This window comes from Cohnella faecalis (genome assembly GCF_003570905.1).
Classification (GTDB): Bacteria; Bacillota; Bacilli; order Paenibacillales; family Paenibacillaceae; genus Cohnella; species Cohnella faecalis.
Window position 1 is genome coordinate 437,626 of sequence record NZ_QXJM01000039.1, and the last position, 18,625, is coordinate 456,250.

Annotated in this window: 17 protein-coding genes; 16 read left to right on the forward strand and 1 reads right to left on the reverse strand. The window is 49.8% G+C overall.

The features are described 5' to 3' along the window. Positions 1–45 precede the first annotated feature (45 nt). The 16 genes from D3H35_RS14995 (at position 46) to D3H35_RS15070 (ending at position 16,074) form a co-directional block, all read left to right on the forward strand. Positions 46–339 carry a hypothetical protein gene (locus tag D3H35_RS14995; RefSeq protein WP_119150104.1) on the forward strand — a complete coding sequence of 98 codons (294 nt, stop codon included), beginning with the start codon at positions 46–48 and terminating at the stop codon, positions 337–339. 2 nt (positions 340–341) lie between these two features. After that, a complete protein-coding gene (locus tag D3H35_RS15000) occupies positions 342–2,345 on the forward strand; it encodes a motility associated factor glycosyltransferase family protein (RefSeq protein WP_119150105.1) in 2,004 nt (667 codons plus the stop codon). A 2-nt stretch (positions 2,346–2,347) separates the two neighbouring features. Then, positions 2,348–2,704 carry a hypothetical protein gene (locus D3H35_RS15005; protein WP_119150106.1) on the forward strand — a complete coding sequence of 119 codons (357 nt, stop codon included), beginning with the start codon at positions 2,348–2,350 and terminating at the stop codon, positions 2,702–2,704. After that, on the forward strand, positions 2,701–4,083 hold the full coding sequence (locus D3H35_RS15010; protein WP_119150107.1) for a motility associated factor glycosyltransferase family protein: 1,383 nt from the start codon (positions 2,701–2,703) through the stop codon (positions 4,081–4,083). Before D3H35_RS15005 ends, D3H35_RS15010 begins: the two co-directional genes overlap by 4 nt. 15 nt (positions 4,084–4,098) lie before the next feature. Further along, the gene (locus tag D3H35_RS15015) at positions 4,099–5,112 is read left to right on the forward strand and encodes a polysaccharide biosynthesis protein (protein WP_119150108.1); all 1,014 of its coding nucleotides are present in this window, start codon (positions 4,099–4,101) and stop codon (positions 5,110–5,112) included. Between the two features lie 10 nt (positions 5,113–5,122). After that, positions 5,123–5,845, forward strand: coding sequence for a cytidylyltransferase domain-containing protein (locus D3H35_RS15020; RefSeq protein WP_119150109.1), 723 nt, complete (start codon positions 5,123–5,125; stop codon positions 5,843–5,845). A gap of 67 nt (positions 5,846–5,912) precedes the next feature. After that, complete coding sequence (gene fliD / locus D3H35_RS15025; RefSeq protein ID WP_119150110.1) at positions 5,913–7,448, forward strand: flagellar filament capping protein FliD; 1,536 nt, start codon at positions 5,913–5,915, stop codon at positions 7,446–7,448. 12 nt (positions 7,449–7,460) lie between these two features. Next, positions 7,461–7,841, forward strand: a complete 381-nt coding sequence (gene fliS, locus D3H35_RS15030; protein ID WP_119150111.1) for a flagellar export chaperone FliS — start codon at positions 7,461–7,463, stop codon at positions 7,839–7,841. Positions 7,842–7,851: 10 nt separating this feature from the next. Then, positions 7,852–8,220 (forward strand): hypothetical protein, encoded by a 369-nt coding sequence (locus tag D3H35_RS15035; RefSeq protein ID WP_119150112.1) that lies wholly within the window; start codon positions 7,852–7,854, stop codon positions 8,218–8,220. A gap of 29 nt (positions 8,221–8,249) precedes the next feature. Then, positions 8,250–8,591 (forward strand): flagellar protein FlaG, encoded by a 342-nt coding sequence (locus tag D3H35_RS15040; RefSeq protein ID WP_119150113.1) that lies wholly within the window; start codon positions 8,250–8,252, stop codon positions 8,589–8,591. A 60-nt stretch (positions 8,592–8,651) separates the two neighbouring features. Further along, entirely contained in the window at positions 8,652–9,749 is a 1,098-nt protein-coding gene (gene pseG, locus D3H35_RS15045) for a UDP-2,4-diacetamido-2,4,6-trideoxy-beta-L-altropyranose hydrolase (RefSeq protein WP_119150114.1), read from the forward strand. Between the two features lie 34 nt (positions 9,750–9,783). Further along, positions 9,784–10,329 (forward strand): UDP-4-amino-4,6-dideoxy-N-acetyl-beta-L-altrosamine N-acetyltransferase, encoded by a 546-nt coding sequence (gene pseH, locus D3H35_RS15050; RefSeq protein ID WP_119150115.1) that lies wholly within the window; start codon positions 9,784–9,786, stop codon positions 10,327–10,329. Between the two features lie 19 nt (positions 10,330–10,348). Then, positions 10,349–11,410, forward strand: coding sequence for a pseudaminic acid synthase (pseI, locus tag D3H35_RS15055; RefSeq protein ID WP_199728526.1), 1,062 nt, complete (start codon positions 10,349–10,351; stop codon positions 11,408–11,410). 13 nt (positions 11,411–11,423) lie between these two features. Beyond that, positions 11,424–12,377 carry a dTDP-glucose 4,6-dehydratase gene (locus D3H35_RS15060; protein ID WP_119151167.1) on the forward strand — a complete coding sequence of 318 codons (954 nt, stop codon included), beginning with the start codon at positions 11,424–11,426 and terminating at the stop codon, positions 12,375–12,377. Between the two features lie 11 nt (positions 12,378–12,388). Continuing rightward, entirely contained in the window at positions 12,389–13,546 is a 1,158-nt protein-coding gene (gene pseC / locus D3H35_RS15065; RefSeq protein WP_233567946.1) for a UDP-4-amino-4,6-dideoxy-N-acetyl-beta-L-altrosamine transaminase, read from the forward strand. Positions 13,547–13,809: 263 nt separating this feature from the next. Then, positions 13,810–16,074, forward strand: coding sequence for a DUF4073 domain-containing protein (locus tag D3H35_RS15070; protein ID WP_119150116.1), 2,265 nt, complete (start codon positions 13,810–13,812; stop codon positions 16,072–16,074). A gap of 74 nt (positions 16,075–16,148) precedes the next feature. On the opposite strand, the gene D3H35_RS15075 is transcribed toward D3H35_RS15070, so the two are convergent. Then, the gene (locus D3H35_RS15075) at positions 16,149–18,620 is read right to left on the reverse strand and encodes an O-antigen ligase family protein (RefSeq protein ID WP_119150117.1); all 2,472 of its coding nucleotides are present in this window, start codon (positions 18,618–18,620) and stop codon (positions 16,149–16,151) included. Between the last annotated feature and the right edge of the window lie 5 nt (positions 18,621–18,625).

An 18,625-nucleotide genomic window follows, 5' to 3' on the forward strand; every position in this document is an offset into this window, starting at 1 on the left:
TTTTTTTCAAAATTACGGACGAATGGAATGGTTTAGGTGGTTGCTATGGATACGAGATTCGAAACGTTTGAAAGAACGGTTGAACAGATCGTTTATTCTTTCTATCGCTATGAGATTAACAACGGCATGCGTCAATTAGAGCTTTTCATTACCCAGATTTCGGAACTGCTGATCGAATATCGAGTCGAGGGTACCAGGCTCGACGAGATTAATCAGTTGCTCCAGTTGATTCTAGTGTCAGTCGAAAACAAAGACTTTTTAATCGTCGCCGATTTGTTGAAGTACGAACTACTGGGACGAGTGTTGCTTGTTTCCGGATCTGTTGGCTTGGGAGAATAGATATGACAACTTACAGCAGCAACATTCAATTTTTAACCGATTATAATCAATGGCTGATCGACATGATGGAGCACGTTGATTACGGACATATCGAGGCAGGCTACGTAGGCGATGAAGTGGTATTCAAATTGGCCGATGAGCAGGGGAACGAGTTTTATACGGCAAGCGCCTACAATCCTCAGTATGAGGCTGAACAATTTTTAGATGGCGTGAATTTTGACAACACAGGCTATATTTTGATGGGAATGGGATCGTCCGCTATCGTCAAAAAAATACTCGAAAATAAAACCGAAGCAGCTTGGGTTTTAATTATAGAAAAAGATACGGCTCTTGTTAAAAAGTTTTTAGAGGAAGTCGACTTGTCCCCGTATCTTCAAGGCAAGCTCCAACGGATTATTATTCTGACCGAATTAATGGGCGATATTTCGGTCGTCCTAAATACATACATCTCATCCATGATTGGATATTATTTCCTACAAACCGAGGTGCTGCGCACTTTCGCGAGTTATAGACGAGACAGTCAATTCTACGTTGAAATGACGGAGTCTCTGATCAACCACTTGCGCACGCATATGACGGCTATGGGCAACTCCTTGGAAGACACGCTGATGGGGATGACGAACGAGCTAAAAAACGTTCCGATTTCATTGAAATCCAATCGTTTAACCGAGCTTAAGGACAAGTACCAAGGCAAACCGGCTATACTCGTTGCGTCAGGCCCGTCGCTCGACAAGCAAATACCGTTGCTAAAAGCAGTCAAAGGAAAGGCGTTAATCATTTGTGCCGAATCGGCGTTCCGCGTATTGTTGAAAAACGACATTTCGCCCGACATTGTATGCATTTTGGAGCGGGGTACGAACTCTTACGATTTAAGTGTCAAAGGAGTGGAAATTCCGGAAGACACCGCGCTAATGGGATTAACGCTGATGGATGCAAGAATTCCAAGGCATTGGAACTCTTTTGTAGTTCCCGTGTTCAAGGAAAATATTGTACACAGTCACCAAATGAACCAAGCGCTCGGAAATTTAGGCGCATTGTATAATGGAAATTCCGTCGCGCATTTGAACTATTCGTTGGCGCAATACTTGGGGTGCTCTCCTATTGTCTTTATCGGACAAGATCTGGCCTATTCGGATGATGGAGTCACGCATAGCAAACATAGTTTTTACGTGGATGAATCCGATGAGGATATAAGCGTAGCTCAGCGCAAACAGATCCAAAGCAGCTTGCAAGAGGACAAAGACTTTTTCAATAGAACCGTTTATTTGGACGGCTATTACGGCGGGAAGGTGAAGTCCAGAGAGCTGTGGAGACAGTTCTTGCATTGGATGGAGCATCTTGTTCGCGTCATGCCTGCTTCGCTGGTCATTAACGCGACAGAGGGCGGAGCCGATATTCCAGGCACGGTCAAAATGCCGTTCGCAGAAGTGGTTGAGCAATATTGCAACGATCCGATTGTTACCATCCCAGAGCTATTCTCTCAGCTGTCGCCTATTCCGGCCGACGATGAAATCAAGGAATCGTTTGCGGGTATGGTGGACTTCTTTAACGAGCATCTGGGAGTGATGGAGGGGATCATTCAGTTTGCCGATGAGGTGCTGGATTCGTTAAAGCAATTGCAAGGCGAGCTGGCGGATAACCCCGACGGAAATATTCAGCTTCTGGACATGAAAGCCGGACGGGTGCTGCGAAATGTGGAGCGCTTGCTGAAAGACATTTTAGGCGATCCGTTGAGCAACTTTTTCTTCCGTCCCCTTGTATCCAATTACCATGTCAAAATGAATCCGATTTCACGCGTATCTTCAATCGACAGGTTGCAGGTCATATTAAAGAATCAATCCTTCCTGTTAACGAGAATCATTGCGGGTAAGAAGCAAGTGTTCGAGGTATACGAGAAAGGAATTCGCGAATCGGCTCGTGAGCTCGGTTACGACGACGATGAATTCATGCTGAACACCAAAACGAAGTGGGAAATTCCCGATTGGGAATTAGAGGAGGAAGTCTGAACATGCAGCAAGAGTTAATTGCGGAGACGCTGGAAACCATGAATGATTACGTACCCAAATTAACGGAGGCTTCGGAGAAAATCGCACACTGTATCCAGGAACACGATGGCAGTTGGGCGGATATGCTGATTGCTTTCCTTGAGGGTGTCGCATGGTTCGCTACGGCCGTTGAAGGTATACAGCGTTTGGACCAAGAAGTGTTGGCGAATGTTCGGATGGATGGATTGGCACCGCTCGTCGACCAATTGAGGGAGGCGCTTGAGCATCAGGATTTTGTGTCCCTATGCGATTTGCTGCAATACGAAATGAAGCCCTTGCTCCAATCTTATGAAATCGCCCTGCAGGGAGTCCTTCATTGAACAACGCGAACCACATTATCCATAGAGCCGCAGTTAGCGGCCAATCACCGACAATATCGCTCGAAAAAGCCAGGAATGGAATGTGGACGGGGTTTACCGAAACGGCAGGGGTTCCTTTCTATTTGCATAGCCGGTATGACCCGGTAAACGAGGCCGAGAGATTCATCGCAGCCCAGTTGAAGGATTGGGCAGACGATAGACCTGAACGGATTGTTATCTATGGCATGGGGTGCGGGCATCACGTAAAGGCGCTCTTGAAGGAAACTCATGGCAGCGATGTTATTGTTGAGGTCTGGGAGAGTAACGTTCCGGCCTTTTCTCTTATGGAAAGTAAAGGCGTATTTGAAGGGCTATTGGAAGAACCGAGACTTATGGCAGTCGTGACTGAGGAATTGCTTCTTTTCTCGGAACGAATACAAGAATGGCAAGGGCAACGAGTGCTGGTGATTGTACACGAGCCTTCGTTACGCATCGTTCCACCGGAGTTGGAGCCCTTAAAACGTGTGTTGCGCGATTACCAGATGCAAAAAAATAGCGCGATTGTTCATCGCGATTTGCTTCAGGCCAATTTTGACCGAAATGTTCGAACCATGCATCCGTCACTCTCCCTATTTCAGGATATGCATGCCGTGCCAGCAATCTTGATTAGTGCAGGACCGTCATTGGTCAAATCTCTAGCTTCGTTGGCTGACGCATCCAAGTATGCTTTGTTAGGAGCCGTCGGCACGGTTGTTTCGTTGCTATTAAGCCATGGCATACGTCCCGATTTCGTCGTAATGAGCGATCCGCAGCCTAATATGCTAGATCAGCTGCAAGGATGGGAAACGGAAGAGGATATTCCGTTATTTTATTTAAGCACCCTATATTCGGAAGTCGTTGAACGGTATCGAGGCCCCCAGTTCATTTTGTACCAGGAAGGTTTCGATTCCGCGGAAGAGATGGCCTCGGCTCGAGGAGAACCTCTCGTTAAGACAGGGGGATCGGTATCAACGACATTGTTTTCGCTTTCGAAACTACTCAGATTTGAACCGATCTGCCTAGTTGGGCAAGACCTGGCCTATACCGACAACAGTACTCATGCGGCAGGCACGCCACTCTATCAAAAATTCGAAGAACACACGAAGGGCGAGTACGTAAAAGCAGTCGATGGTCGCGGGATGGTCAGATCGCCCCGAAATTTACAAATATACAAAAAATGGTTTGAGGAACGAGCGCTGGAGAGCAACGAGACTTATTACAACGGTACGGAAGGCGGCGCCTATATCGAAGGATTTTCGCATGTCTCGCTTGCGGAATTCGTTGCCTTAACAGGAAAGAATGATGTAGCCGAGGCTCGTGAATATTTCCAACGACAAGCGCGATCTTCATTTACAACTTAGTTTGGAGTGGAGAACATGAACTACGAAGGAAAGAAGATTTTAATTATTGGCGGCACGGGGACGATGGGACAATTGCTTACCCGCCATTTGCTGCTTCATAATCCGCAGGTTATCCGAATATTCAGCCGTGACGAATACAAACAGTTCGAGATGCAACGGGTATTTAGCGAACATAGCTCCCGGCTGCGGTTTTTGATCGGAGACGTACGGGACGGTCAGAGACTTATTCGCGCTATGGAGAATATTGACTATGTCTTTCATTTAGCAGCGATGAAGCATGTGCCCTTCTGCGAATATAATCCATTCGAAGCTGTGCAGACGAATATCATCGGCACGCAGAATATGATTCAAGCAGCTATTCAAAACGGGGTCAAAAAGGTTTTGTTCACCTCTACGGATAAAGCAATTTCTCCTACGAATACATATGGCGCATCCAAGCTGATGGCCGAACGTCTCATCTCCTCTGCGGAGTATCAAAAAGGGCCGAAGCAGACTACCTTTGCCGCCGTGCGGTTCGGCAACGTAATGGGATCGAGAGGGTCGGTTATTCCACTCTTTTACAAACAAATCCTGGAGAATCGTTCCGTTACGGTAACCGATTTGAGCATGACGCGGTATATGATGACGGCTACGCAGGCAGTGACGCTTATGCTTAAAGCGAATGAAATATCGCTGGGCGGAGAAGTATTCGTTTTGAAGATGCCGACGATATTGCTCGCAGATCTCGTTGACGTTTTAATTGAGGAAGTCAGTCAGAAGCACAATCTAACGGACGAGATCGTTCGAAGAGAGATAGGGCTAAGACCGGGGGAGAAAAGGTACGAAGAACTCATGACCGAGGAAGAGAAGCTGCATGCATGGGAAACCTCGGATATGTATATCGTTCCATCTCCATTCAAGGAACAATCGCAATCCGATCGCTACCCGGATGCCTGTCTGATGCAGTCCAGCGAGGTCAGCTCCCATCGGGAGCTTCCTATCGACCGGGATACGCTGCGCAAGTGGATTACGGAGGAAAGGCTAGTATGAGGGAGCCGCTATGAATAACGTTATTATCATTCAAGCCAGAATGGGATCGACCAGGCTGCCGGGAAAGGTCTTAAAGACGTTGGCGGATAAGACCGTGCTGGCTCACGTAATCGATAGAGTTAAGTGCGTTAAGGAAGTGACGGAGATCGTCATTGCCACAACGGCCGGTCTTCAGGACGATCCGATCGCAAGCGAGGCCAAGAGGCTGGGCGTGAACTTATATCGGGGGAGCGAGACCGATGTTTTGTCGCGGTATTACGAGGCGGCTGCAGAGGCTCGTGCGGATACTGTCATTAGAATTACTTCCGATTGTCCGTTGATCGATCCGGAGGTATCCTCCCGAGTACTGCAAGCGTACGCCGCAGGCGAGCCATGCGATTATGCCAGCAATACTCTTGAGCGGACCTTCCCTCGCGGGCTGGACACGGAGGTGTTTTCGTTCGAGTCGCTTGCCATAGCTCATAACGAAGCCCAAACCTCCCACGACCGGGAGCACGTTACCCCTTATTTATATAGCAACAAGGATCGCTTCCGGTGCCGCTCCGTAGTGTCAGATGAAGGGATACCCGATTACCGTTGGACACTGGACACGCCGGAGGATTGGGAGCTCATACGACGGCTGTACGAAGCGTTATACGAGCCCGGCCGCTTGTTTACATGGCGGGATGCGGCAGAGCTGATGAGTCTTAACTCCGATTGGGCTTCGATTAATTCTCACATTCAACAGAAATAGTAAAGCGAATCCTGTCCTCTGCCGATATATATATTATGTTGAAAAATCGATGAAGAGGTGAGCGCTCATGACTATTCGAGTAAACGGTTTAGGTTCTTCCGGATTGGACATTGATACGTTGGTAAGTCAGATGGTTCAGGCGAAACGAGTTCCTATCGATCAAATGAAACAAAAGATGACTTACTTAGGGTGGCAGCGCGATGCTTATCGCGACATGAACACCGAAATGACGAATTTTATGAAGGAAGCGCAGAAGCTGACGTTGCAGTCCAGCTTTATGACGAAGAAGGCGGCGATGTCGGCAGCCGATGCTGACAAAGTGAAGGTTTCGCCGACGAGCGGCGCCTTTACCGGCAATATGACCTTGAAGGTAACCCAACTGGCGAAGGCGGCGTCGCTCACAAGCAGCGCGGCTACCGGGCTGGCTTCCAATCCGGCTCAAGCGCTTGGCGTGGATACGACCCTCACGATAGCTGGAGCGGCCGGCTCGAAGGACATCTCGATATTAAGCGGAGACAGCGTAACTCAGGTCGTCTCCAAAATTAATGCGCAGTCTTCCTCTACCGGCGTTAAGGCGGTCTACGACAAGCTGTCCGACCGGTTTTCTCTCGTCAGTTCCCAGACAGGCGAGGCGTCAACTGTGCAGATTATCGACCAAGGCAACACGAATATGCTGTTCACCAAGCTTAAAATCGCCGCCGACGGCGCCAACGACACGACCGCCATTCAAGGTCAGGATGCCATTGTAGATTTCAACGGCACGGGGGACGTTCACGTCGGCTCCAATACGTTCACGATGAACAACATTAACTTTACGCTGTTGACCGATCCGGGCGTTACTCCTTATACGATCAGCGCTTCCAATAACATAGATGTGGAATCCGTCATCTCCACGATCAAGGGAGTTTTCGAAAAGTACAACGCCTTGATCGAGAAGACGAACGGAAAGCTGAGCGAAACCAAATACCGGGATTTTTCTCCGCTTACGGACTCTCAGAAAGAGGTTATGAAGGAAGCGGACATCACGATGTGGAATCAGAAGGCTCAATCCGGCCTTCTGCGGAACGACAGCATTCTCAGCTCCGGGTTGAACAAGATGAGGCTCGATCTGTCCAACAACGTTTCCGGACTGACGGCGGGACAATACAAGTCGTTGGCCGATATCGGCATTACGACGGCGCCTCCGAACGGCAACCTGCTCGCTTATACGGAGCAAGGAAAAATATATATCGATGAAGACAAGCTTCGCAACGCGCTGACGAACGCTCCGGAACAGGTTATGGAGCTGTTTACCAAAGACGGTACCCGCGACGCCAACAATAAGTTGAAGAACGGGGGAGCCGATGCCGGAATCGGCGTACGGTTGTACGAGAGTCTGAAGAGCGAGGTCATAAGCGGTCTTACGCAAAAAACGCAAATCGTACCGTCAAGAAGTTATTTGAACTTGCAGCTGGACGATTATGCCAAAAGAATCAGCGTAGCGGAATCCAGCATGTCCGACTATGAGCAAAAGCTGTACAGTCAATTTTCCAAAATGCAATCTTCGTTGGAAAAGCTGAATAAACAAGGTTCTTATCTTTCAAACATGTTCCAGTCGAATTAATGGAGGGTTCTTATGCTTCAACCGGCAGTTAACAGCTACAAACATAACCAAGTAGAGACCGCCCCTCCGGAAGACCTGACGCTTATGCTTTATAACGGGGCCATCATGTTCGTGAAACGCGCGAAGCAAGCCATTGAGAAGAAGGATCTGAATCATGCGCATCATTACAATACTCGCGTACAGGATATCGTGGATGAGCTGATCATAACCCTCGATAGGAAATATCCGATATCCGAACAATTGCTGGCGCTTTACGATTATTTGAAGAGAAGACTTATCGAAGCCAATGTCTCGAAAGAAATCGCGGTGTTGGACGAGGTTGAAGGCTTTCTCTCGGAATTCAGGGATACTTGGAAGCAGGCTATGGTTCTGGCTCGAAGTCAAAAGCAATAGGAGACGCCCCATGATTGCTATTAAGGCGCTGTTCCAGCAATTAAACGAGAAGACGGAAGACGTGCTTGAATTTCTTCGTCCTTCCCCGCAGGCCGACGAGGTCGATGAGCTAGATCGGTTATACGAAGAGAGGGAGTCTCTGCTCAAAGAGCTGCGCAAAGAGCTGGCCTCCCTTTCACCCGCGGAAGTCGAGACTTATCGACCATTATACGAGTTGTGGCAAGTGAAGGAAACGGAACTGCGAAATTTGGGTGAAGAGCTGCTCAAAAAACTGGATGCCAAACGAATGGAAGCACAAAATATCCGCAACTTGTCCGGCCAGTATAACTCCTATTTGAATCAGATGCCTTATGGGGCATACCTTGATAGCAAGAAGTAGAACTTACTAGGAATGGAGAAGATGACAAGATGGAAATCCAAGCGGTTGGCGACAGTTCTATGTTTCGGGATCAACAAACCATTGAAAAAAAGCCGTCCGGGCAGGAGGGAACTCCGAGCGGCAAAGCACAACAGGAGCCTACATACGGCAAAGCCGATTTAAAAAAGGAGCTCAATCATCTCAACTCGTGGCTGCAGTCCAAAGATGCGCATCTTCAGTTTGTCTTGCACGATAAGCTGAACGAATATTACGTTCAGCTTGTTGACAACGTAACCAATGAAGTCATCAAAGAAATTCCCTCCAAAAAAATGATGGACATCGTAGCCAGCTTTTACGAAAATATAGGCATCATTATCGACAAAAAAATATGATGTCTCGGCCCCTTCCAAGGGGTTTTTCTTTCCGTTGCTTTCTAGAAAGGGTTTGATGAATTGCAGGTAGTCATTCGGACCGACGCGTCCGTTCGAATCGGTATCGGACACGTTATGAGATGCTTGACGCTGGCCGCAAGCTTGCGGAAGAACGGGGCGTTCGTGCAATTTGTATGCCGGGAGCATCCCGGGCATCTGTGCGACTACATCCAGCATCAAGGCTTTGCCGTGCAAAGGCTGGACGCCGTTCAAAGATCGGAGATTGATGAGAGCTCGCAGCAGGGGTACGAAAGCTGGTTAGGCGATTCATGGTCGCGTGACGCCGATCAAACGTCGGACATTATGTCGCGGAATCGAAGCTCTGTCGATTGGTTGATCGTGGATCATTACGCAATCGACAGCCGATGGGAAGAGCGAACGCGCAAGCTCGCAAACCGGACGATGGTGATCGACGATTTGGCCAATCGCGTTCATAGCTGCGACGTCTTGCTCGATCAGAATCTATATGCGAATATGGAAGGGCGATATCGTTCCCTCATTCCCGAATCATGCTTGCAATTACTAGGTCCTCGTTATGCACTGTTGCGCGAGGAATTTCAGAACGCTCGAAAGAATGCGAGGACGAGAAGCGGCTCCGTCCGAAGAATACTTGTATTTTTCGGCGGCAGCGATCCGACGAACGAAACGGAAAAAGCATTGAAAGCCATTAAGCGGCTTCAGCAATCGGATATACTTGTCGACGTTGTCGTTGGAGGCTCGAACAATCGAAGGCAGCATATCGAAGCTCTCTGCTCGCAGATGGCGAACGTGCATTTTCATTGTCAGATCGATTATATGTCCGAATTGATGGCCAAAGCCGACTTGGCTATAGGGGCGGGCGGCTCCGCAACTTGGGAACGGTGCTATTTGGGGTTGCCGGCTCTTGTCGTTACAACGGCGGCCAATCAGGTCGAGGTGACGGAAGCCGTATCCCGGGCAGGGGCCCTCATCTATCTGGGGCATTTTGAACAGGTTTCGGCTCAAACTATTTTCGACGCGCTGCTGGTCTTGTTAAGTCGCTTGGAGGAAGTGTCGGGCATGAGCCGCAAAGCTTTGGAATTAATGCCGGCCGCGGAGTCGGGCGGGGCCGAGTATGTAGCCGGCTTGCTTATGAAATAATGGGAAACGACAAGGTGAATTCGAGGGACGACCAATGGTGCCATACAACGATTATTCCATTCGCCCCTTGCTGGAATCGGATTTGCGAATGGTTCTGCAGTGGAGAAATTCGGAACGGGTTCGCGCTAACAGCTTCTCGGATGAAAGGATAGAATGGGACAGCCATTATGCTTGGTTTTGCCGACTGCAGACCAATCCCGCGCACCGTTACTATGTAGTTGAGTTAGGGAATAAGCCGATAGGGGTCGTTTATTTCAGGAATATCGACGGCACGAATAAGAAATGCGAGTGGGGACTTTATTTAGGGGAGACGACCGCTCCGCGCGGAAGCGGAACGATCATGGGAGCTCTCGGGTTATCGACGGCATTCGGTCATTTGGGCATTCGCAAGATTTGTGCCGAGGTGCTTGCCTTTAATGTGCCGAGCGTTCGGTTGCACGAAAGACTCGGTTTTTTACAAGAAGGCTGCCTGTCGCGACATGTCTGGAAAAATGGCAAGTTTGAGGATGTTGTGCTGTATTCCATCTTCTCGGAGGACTGGGCGGCGCAACAAGAGGGTATGACTCGAATACCGGAATGAAATAGTGGAGAGGTGCATCATGCATACGTCTGAAATCCGTATCGGGCAACGAATGGTTGGGCCGGATCATCCGCCCTTTATAATAGCCGAGATGTCGGGCAATCATAATCAATCCTTGGAACGGGCGCTCGAAATCGTGGAAGAAGCTGCCCGCAGCGGCGCTCATGCCTTAAAAATTCAAACGTATACGGCCGATACGATGACGATCGAGTCGGACAAAGCCGACTTTTATATCGAGGATGAAGGCAGTCTGTGGAAAGGGCAAACCTTGTATGCTCTGTATGAACAGGCGCATACCCCATGGGAATGGCACAAAGCGATATTCGACAAGTGTACGGAATTGGGTATGATTGGATTCAGCACGCCTTTCGACGAGACGGCTGTCGATTTTCTGGAATCGCTCAATGTGGCATGCTATAAGATCGCTTCTTTTGAAAACACCGATGTGGCCTTGCTGCGCAAGGTTGCTTCAACAGGCAAGCCGATGATTGTTTCGACCGGAATGGCGAGCGTGGCCGAAATGGACGAGCTTGTCCAAACCGTAAGGGCAGCAGGCTGCCAAGACTTGGTGCTGCTTAAATGCACAAGCTCTTATCCCGCCTCTCCCGAAAATTCGAATCTTCGAACGATTCCTCATATGCAGCAATTGTTCGACGTGCAAGTGGGGCTCTCCGACCACACGTTAGGGATCGGAGTTGCCGTTGCCAGCGTTGCGCTTGGAGCCACGGTTATTGAAAAACACTTTACGCTGAATCGGGCAGACGGCGGCGTGGATGCCGAGTTTTCGTTGGAGCCTGTGGAAATGCGTCATCTCGTGGAAGAAACGGAACGCGCTTGGCAGGGACTCGGCACCATTTCCTACGGAGCTAGCGAACGGGAGAAAAGCTCGCTGAAGTTCCGTCGCTCGTTGTACGTCGTTAAAGATATGAAGGCCGGGGATGTGTTCACTGCCGACAATTTGCGGGTTATCCGCCCGGGCTTCGGGCTTCCTCCGAAATATTTGGAGATGGTTCTCGGCAAGAAGGTCAAGAAGGATGTTTCGCGCGGATCGGCCGTCACATTGGATTTCATTTTGGATTAAAGGGATGATCATGATGAACGTATTAGTAACCGGCGGTGCAGGATTTATCGGTCGTTGGGTAGTCGATCGCTTATTGAAGGACGGTCACCAGGTCTGGATATTGGACGATCTATCGAACGGCGAGGAAAGCAACATCGAGGAATTCAAATCCCATCCGGGCTTACGGCAATTTGTTCATGGGGATATCAAGGACGAAGCGGCGTTGAGCGGGTTGTTCGAACAGGGCTTCGATATTTGCTATCATCTTGGAGCCAGCATCAACGTGCAAGACAGCATTGACGATCCGACGACTACGTTCAATAACGACACTCTCGGCACGTTTTTCGTCTTGGAGCAATGCCGGAAGCATGGCGTAAAGATGGTGTTTATGAGCACTTGCATGGTCTATGACCGATGCACGGACGAGACGGGTATCACCGAAAGCCATCCGACGAAACCGGCCTCTCCGTATGCCGGTGCGAAAATCGGCGCAGAAAATATGGTGCTGTCGTATTACTACGCGTATGGGCTTCCTACGGTCGTTATTAGGCCGTTCAACACGTATGGTCCTTACCAGAAAACCGGAGGGGAAGGCGGCGTCGTCGCTATCTTCTTGAAAAATAAGCTGGCCGGCAAGACGCTGAATATTTACGGGGAAGGAACTCAGACGAGAGATCTTCTCTATGTCGAAGATTGCGCTCGTTTTGTCGTCGAAGCCGGCTATTCCAATGCCGTCAACGGCGAGATCGTCAACGCGGGGCTCGGAAGAGATATTTCCGTGAACGATCTGGCGAAGCTGATCGTGGGAGATGAGGATCGCATTCGTCACGTGGAGCATATTCACCCTCAGAGCGAAATCCAGAAGCTGCTTTGCAATTCGGATAAAGCCGGAAAGCTGCTGGGCTGGAAGGCCGAGGTTACGCTTGAAGAAGGGGTTCGCCGCACGGAGGAATGGATCAGCAAGTCGGATTTGATAGCTTTGCCTTAGGAGGATCGGAAATGCGGGAAAAGATGCTGCCGTATGGCTGCCAGCAGATTGATGACGATGATGTTGCGGCAGTAGTCGACATATTGAGAAGCGCCTGGCTTACGCAGGGACCGGCTATCGAACGTTTTGAAAGGGATATTGCGGACTATTCCGGAGCCAAGCATGCCGTCGCATTCGCTAACGGGACGGCGGCGTTGCACGGAGCGTGCTATGCCGCCGGAATAGGGCAAGGGGACGAGGTCATTACGTCGCCGCTGACTTTTGTTGCGAGCAGCAATTGCGTGCTCTATTGCGGAGGCAAGCCGGTATTCGCGGATATTCGTCCGGATACGTACAATTTAGATCCGCAAGCCGTACTTGAACAAATAACGGACAAAACCAAAGCTATTATCCCTGTCGACTTTAGCGGGCAGCCGGCAGAGATGGATGCGTTCTCTGCAATCGCACGGGACCATGGACTGGTCGTCATCGAGGATGCCGCTCACTCCTTGGGCGCCGAGTATGGCGGACGAAGAACGGGCTCCTTGGCCGATATGACCATGTTCAGCTTTCACCCGGTCAAGCATATTACTACCGGCGAAGGCGGAATTATCGTGACGGACAGCGCGGAGTACGCCGATCGTCTTCGAGCCTTCCGCAGTCATGGAATAACCCGAGATCCCGGCCAGCTTCTTCGCAATGACGGTCCTTGGTACTATGAGATGCAGTCGTTGGGCTACAATTACCGGATAACCGATCTGCAAGCGGCGCTAGGTTCTTCCCAGTTGAAGAAGCTGGACACCTTTGTTGCGAGAAGGCGCGAGATCGCAGCCGCATATACAGGCGCTTTGGCCGGAGTACCAGGCCTGCAAGTACCGTATCAACATCCCGATACGAATTCCAGCTGGCATCTGTACGTCCTTAGATGGAAGAAGGACATACTGCCAGGCGGCCGGGACCGCGCATTCGACATTCTCCGGTCGCTGAATATCGGAGTTCATGTGCATTACATTCCGGTCTATCAACAGCCTTACTATCAATCCATCGGCTATGAGACGACTGTATGTTCCCATGCGGAAGCCTATTATTCCGAAGCGCTCTCGCTTCCCATATTCCCCGGCATGACGGATCGGGACGTTCAGGATGTCATAGACGCTGTTCTGGAGACGGTCAATCTCCTCGCCATTTAACGAAGTCTTTCTTTAGGGAATTAGGGCTGGCCCCCGGTCATTTCGACTGTCGGGCCGGCCTTTTTGCTGTGCAAGGAAAGGCAACATTCAACTATGGTTGGAAAGGAATGTTTTTTTTAGGAGCTAGAGAGTAGTGGGTCTTTATCCCTGTTTCGATATATTTTACGAAAGAAATGTCGGATATAGTCTAAAGTAATGTTTTCCATACGCCGATATATGGAGTAGGTATAGGTAGTAAATACTATTTTCCAAGGAGGAAAACCATGCGTTACTTCAATCATTACAAGAGAAAGGTATCATCGATGCTTGTTGCGGCACTCGTTGCGACAAGCGTTAGCGTGATTCCTGCAGCAGTGAGCGCGGCCGGCGCTCCGGTCGTCAATTATGTGAACGAGACGGTTACGGGGGTTACTTACGACGTCGCGCACCAGTATTCCGTGGACAACGGAGCTACTTGGAAAGAAGTTAAAGTGTCTGGAGTCGATGTAGGCAGTGTAAGCATCGTCCCTGGTACGAATTTCAAGTATCGTCTTAGCACTACTGGAGCTGGAACTTCGTTGACCGTTCCGGCTCGTCCTGTTGCTCCTGCTTCGGCGCTCAACTCAACGACCGAGACCATCGGTACTGCGACCGGCATCCAAGTAAGCTTGGACGGCGGCTCGAATTGGTCTTCCACGGTTACCGGCGCGACTTATGACGTAAGCAGCTTGATTCCTGCGTCCAACGGCACCAACCTGGTCGTTAAAGTACGCAAAGCAGCCACGAGCACTGCGTTTACTTCCGTTACCAAAGACATCACTCTTTACAAACGCGCAGCAACACCAACGGCTACCTTTAATCCTTCAACTGTCAAAATTGAAGGCGCGGGTGTAACCACCGCAGCTGAGTACAGCACCAATGGTACGCTTTGGAACAAAATAACGGGAACGACCATCGATGCAACGAACATCGTACCTGCATCGACCGTTACGGCTTCGACTTATGTCAAGCTGCGGATCAAGCCTACTAGCACGGCATCGGCTTCCCAGCAATTGTCCATCGAAATTAAGCCGCGCGGCAAATCTCCGATCAACGCGATTTCCGGCACGGCCAACGATCCGGCTTTCAGCGTAACGACAGAAGAGCTGATCAACGTTGACAATACGATGGAGTACGCGGTTGGAGCCAGCACGACCTATACTGCTGTTACGGGAACTAAGATTGATCTGAGCAGCAAATTAGGAACAGCGAATACTACCGTTAAGCTGCGTTACAAAGCGACTTCGACCAATGTAGCATCCGACGCGGATAGCATTTCGCTTGCTAAACGCGCTACAACGCCAACGGCTGTCGCTGTTGACTTTACGAAGGAGCAAGTGAAGAATCTCGTTTCCGGCAGCCATGAAATCAGCGCAGACGGCGTCACCTACTCGTCTGTATCGGCTGCAACGTATGATGTTACGAATCTGATTCCTTCGCTTTCCACTACGGCGAAGAACATCTACGTTCGAGTAAAAGCAACTTCTTCGGTGCCTGCATCCGCGCCAAAAGTGGTGTCGGTTGTCCGCGAAGCTACTCCTTTGAACACTGTCGTTAAGTTCAACCCGACGACGGAGACGATTACAGCTTCCACCAAGCTTGAATACAGCTTGGACAAAACGGTTTGGACAGCGGGAGCAGCGTCGATTGATGCTAAATCGTTGATCTCTTCCAGCGTAACGGTTGACGTTTACGTTCGTACCAAAGCAACGACTACGAAATTCCATTCCGACAACCTGATTGTTACCCTTCCTAAGAAGGGCACAGATCCGGTAGACGGAGTTTCCGGCGGTCCTTCGCTCAGCTTCGCAACGGAGAAGCTGTCGGGACTGACGGCTTCGCACCAGGTAACGCTGGATGGCGGTAAAACTTGGTTCGATGGCAACGATGCGAAAAAAGTTGTTAGCGGAGTAGTCGATCTGAAAAACGTTATTCCGGTTTCCACGGCTAAAGCATTGGGCAAAGTCGGCGTTCGCTTCAAAGCGAGCGGCAGCACCGTATCTTCCGCTGTTTACTACTACACGCTTCCGATCCGCGAAGTAAAGCCTGTTGTAGTAGCGTTCTATCCTACGAACACGATTTACGGCGTAAGCGACAAGATGGAATACTCGACTAACTACAATGCCAAAACGGGAGCAGGCACTTGGACCGCTATTACGGGCTCCACACTTGATTTCACTAGCCTGCTGTCTACAACTGCTGTCGTAAAAGTATCGATCCGCGTGAAAGCGACGGGAACGGCTCCTGCATCCGATATTGCCAGCGTTGATCTGGCAAAAGTTGCCGCTAAGCCAACTACGAAGCAAATTTCCGCTAACGATACGGACAACGTTATCGTAGGCATTACCAACGCTCATGAGTACAGCTTGGATGGAACGACTTGGACGACCTTCAACCTTGTCAGCCCTCCAGTGCTGTCCGGCAACAAAACGGTATTCGTTCGTGTTAAAGCAACGGATAAAGCTCCTGCCGGAGATAAAATCCAACTGACGTTTACCACTAACCCATAAGATTTCCTTGTACCAAATGAAACAGGCTGTCCGTTACCTTCAGGTAACCGGACAGCCTGTTTTTTACGGTTTTGTTAGAGCGCGTTTACGATCTCTGCGATTTTATCAGCTTCACTAGGATCGTTGGACGTCAGTCGATCGTAAAGGTTCTGATCGGTTTTGCCCTGCTTGGAAAGCGAGGCCAAGTACCAGCGAATGATCGTAACATTGGTTTCATCGGTTAGGTCGTCGCCGATATATGGCTTAAGAGCCTCTTCGGCTGCAAGATAGTCGCCATGGCGATAATAGTTCGATCCGACGACGGAAGCGATTTGAGGCGTCACCTGAAATGCAAGTCCCTGGTTTTGCTCTTTGGGAAGCGTGGACAGATGGTCAATGTTTCTTTTGATCGCCTCGTAGTCTGCCAACATGTACTGCCAGTATTTATCGATCGTACCCGTATCGCCGGATTCCCGGGCTGTCTGGCTAAGCGCTTCCTCTAATTGAAAGCTCTTTTCGTACAACTGCATATCCCAGGGGAAATCGGGGAGAGCCTCTCTGACTCGTTGCAGAGCACGGCCAATGTCATTGTTAGCGATAAGATCGTTCAGTTGTATTTCGATCAATTGCCGGTTATGGGGCTCTCGATGCAGCGCCGCCTTCAGTATAGACTGCTCGTCTTGTTTATACACCGCTTCTTGCGTTTGTTGATACACCGCATTAAGCAAATCAATGGAGTACGCGGAATATTCCGGATGACCCGGCTGTAGCTTTAGAGCTTTGTCGAGTGGATCCATCAGCTCGTTGAAATCGTTGCTGGACTGCCGAATGGCTAAATGTTCCTTGAAGGAAGAGTTGGCCATGACCAATCGGGCCGACAGGATCAGAACCGCGATTGAGCCGACAGCCAGAATAGCCGGGAATATCGGAAATCGCTTCGTATCTTTCGGCAGCAGCGGCGATGTCGAAGGTTCCTTGGACAATCCCGAAGCCATACCTCCCAGACATAAGAACAAGAGCACGACAAGGTACAAATAACTTAAATCGAAGTCGATGGCGCTGTGCGTAAGCAAGGAAAGGGCGAGGATAAAATAAAGGAATCTCGACTCCCTTTGATTTTCATCGCTTTGAAAGTAGCGTCTAATATAAAAGTAAAAGACAGCGACTAGAAATGCCGCAATTACGATAAAGCCGATAATGCCGACTTCGGTCAAATATTGAAAGAAAAAGCTGTGAGCCTGACGGCTGACGTAGGGATTGCTTTGATATTTTTCGAATAAAGCCGACCAAGCGCCGCCTCCGGCTCCGATAAGAGGGTAATCTGCGACGAGCTTCATGGCATCTTTGTAAAAGGTACCCCGTTCTAACACGCTATGTTGTGCGAGATTGATATTTTCAAGTCTTGTCTCGACATTAGCCGGCAGAAGGCTGCGAATAGCGGACACTTGCGTTAAAGCCGCAATAACGAGGCTTCCCGCGACTACGGCAATAACCGGAATGAGCAAGATTCCCTTTTTCAGCCCGTCGATACGTTCGAGTTTGCTAGAGAGCCATGGAGCGAGAAACCGCTGCATAGCGCAAGCCGCTGCGGTATAGAGAGCCGTTGCGGCCAGGAGCAACAGCCACCCCTTGGCGGATAAGCTTGCGGAAAAGGATTCATGCACGGATATTCCGTACGAGGTTACTTTGCCTAAAATCGTAAATGTTAGTATGGAGCCGACGATAAGATGCGCAATAAGCAACAGTTGCCGATAGGGCTTTAAGAAGAGCAGAAGCATGATCAGGACGACGGCGATTACGACGATTGCACCCCGGGAAAGCGTCAACCAGAAGGAAACCAGAATAGGAACGACCCACACGGCATGCAGGCTTGCGCTTTTCCAACCGGAGGACTTAATGGTGAAGAACAATGCGCATAGCAGCAGGGCGATCAAAAAAGCGGCGTACGTATTTGCGTACTGGAACACCGAAGCGAGCCGAAGTCCGTTGGAGTCCGTCATAACGGCATCCTTGTAAACTCCTTGCTCGACGAATGGAGTAAACCACCCTACTAGCGAGCTTATAGCTTCTCCGTTGCCAAGCCAGTGGAACAGTCCGAACAAAACGATGAAATAGCCGGATGCCAATATAGCCGATTGGAATATTCGGTTTCCTAAGCCGTCTTTGATCACGTAGAGACCGATCAAGAACATGGAGCCATATAGAAACTGGCTATAGAGCGCATTGAGAGCGGAAAGTTGGGAAGCGGCGTTCGCTAATGACAGAAGGTAGGCGGCCGGGATGAGCCAGAAGCCGACGCTTAGCCATCCTTGCTCGCTTCTTAGCTTCCATTTCGAGAGCAGCAGCAGCGCAAGCCCGAATAAAATCAAGGATGCACAGACGATGGATTGGTAGATGGGCCTTTCGAAAGTAGAATCATTCCCATTGAACAGCGCTCTCTGAAAGGGAGCCCAAAAAAGAAACAATACGCTTAACCCGACGACTGCCCAATACCTTAACGGGATTGTCTCCTTTGCGGAAATTGGCCCCTTATCGGAAGGACGGGCCTTCTCCGTTTTTTTGCTCATCGATA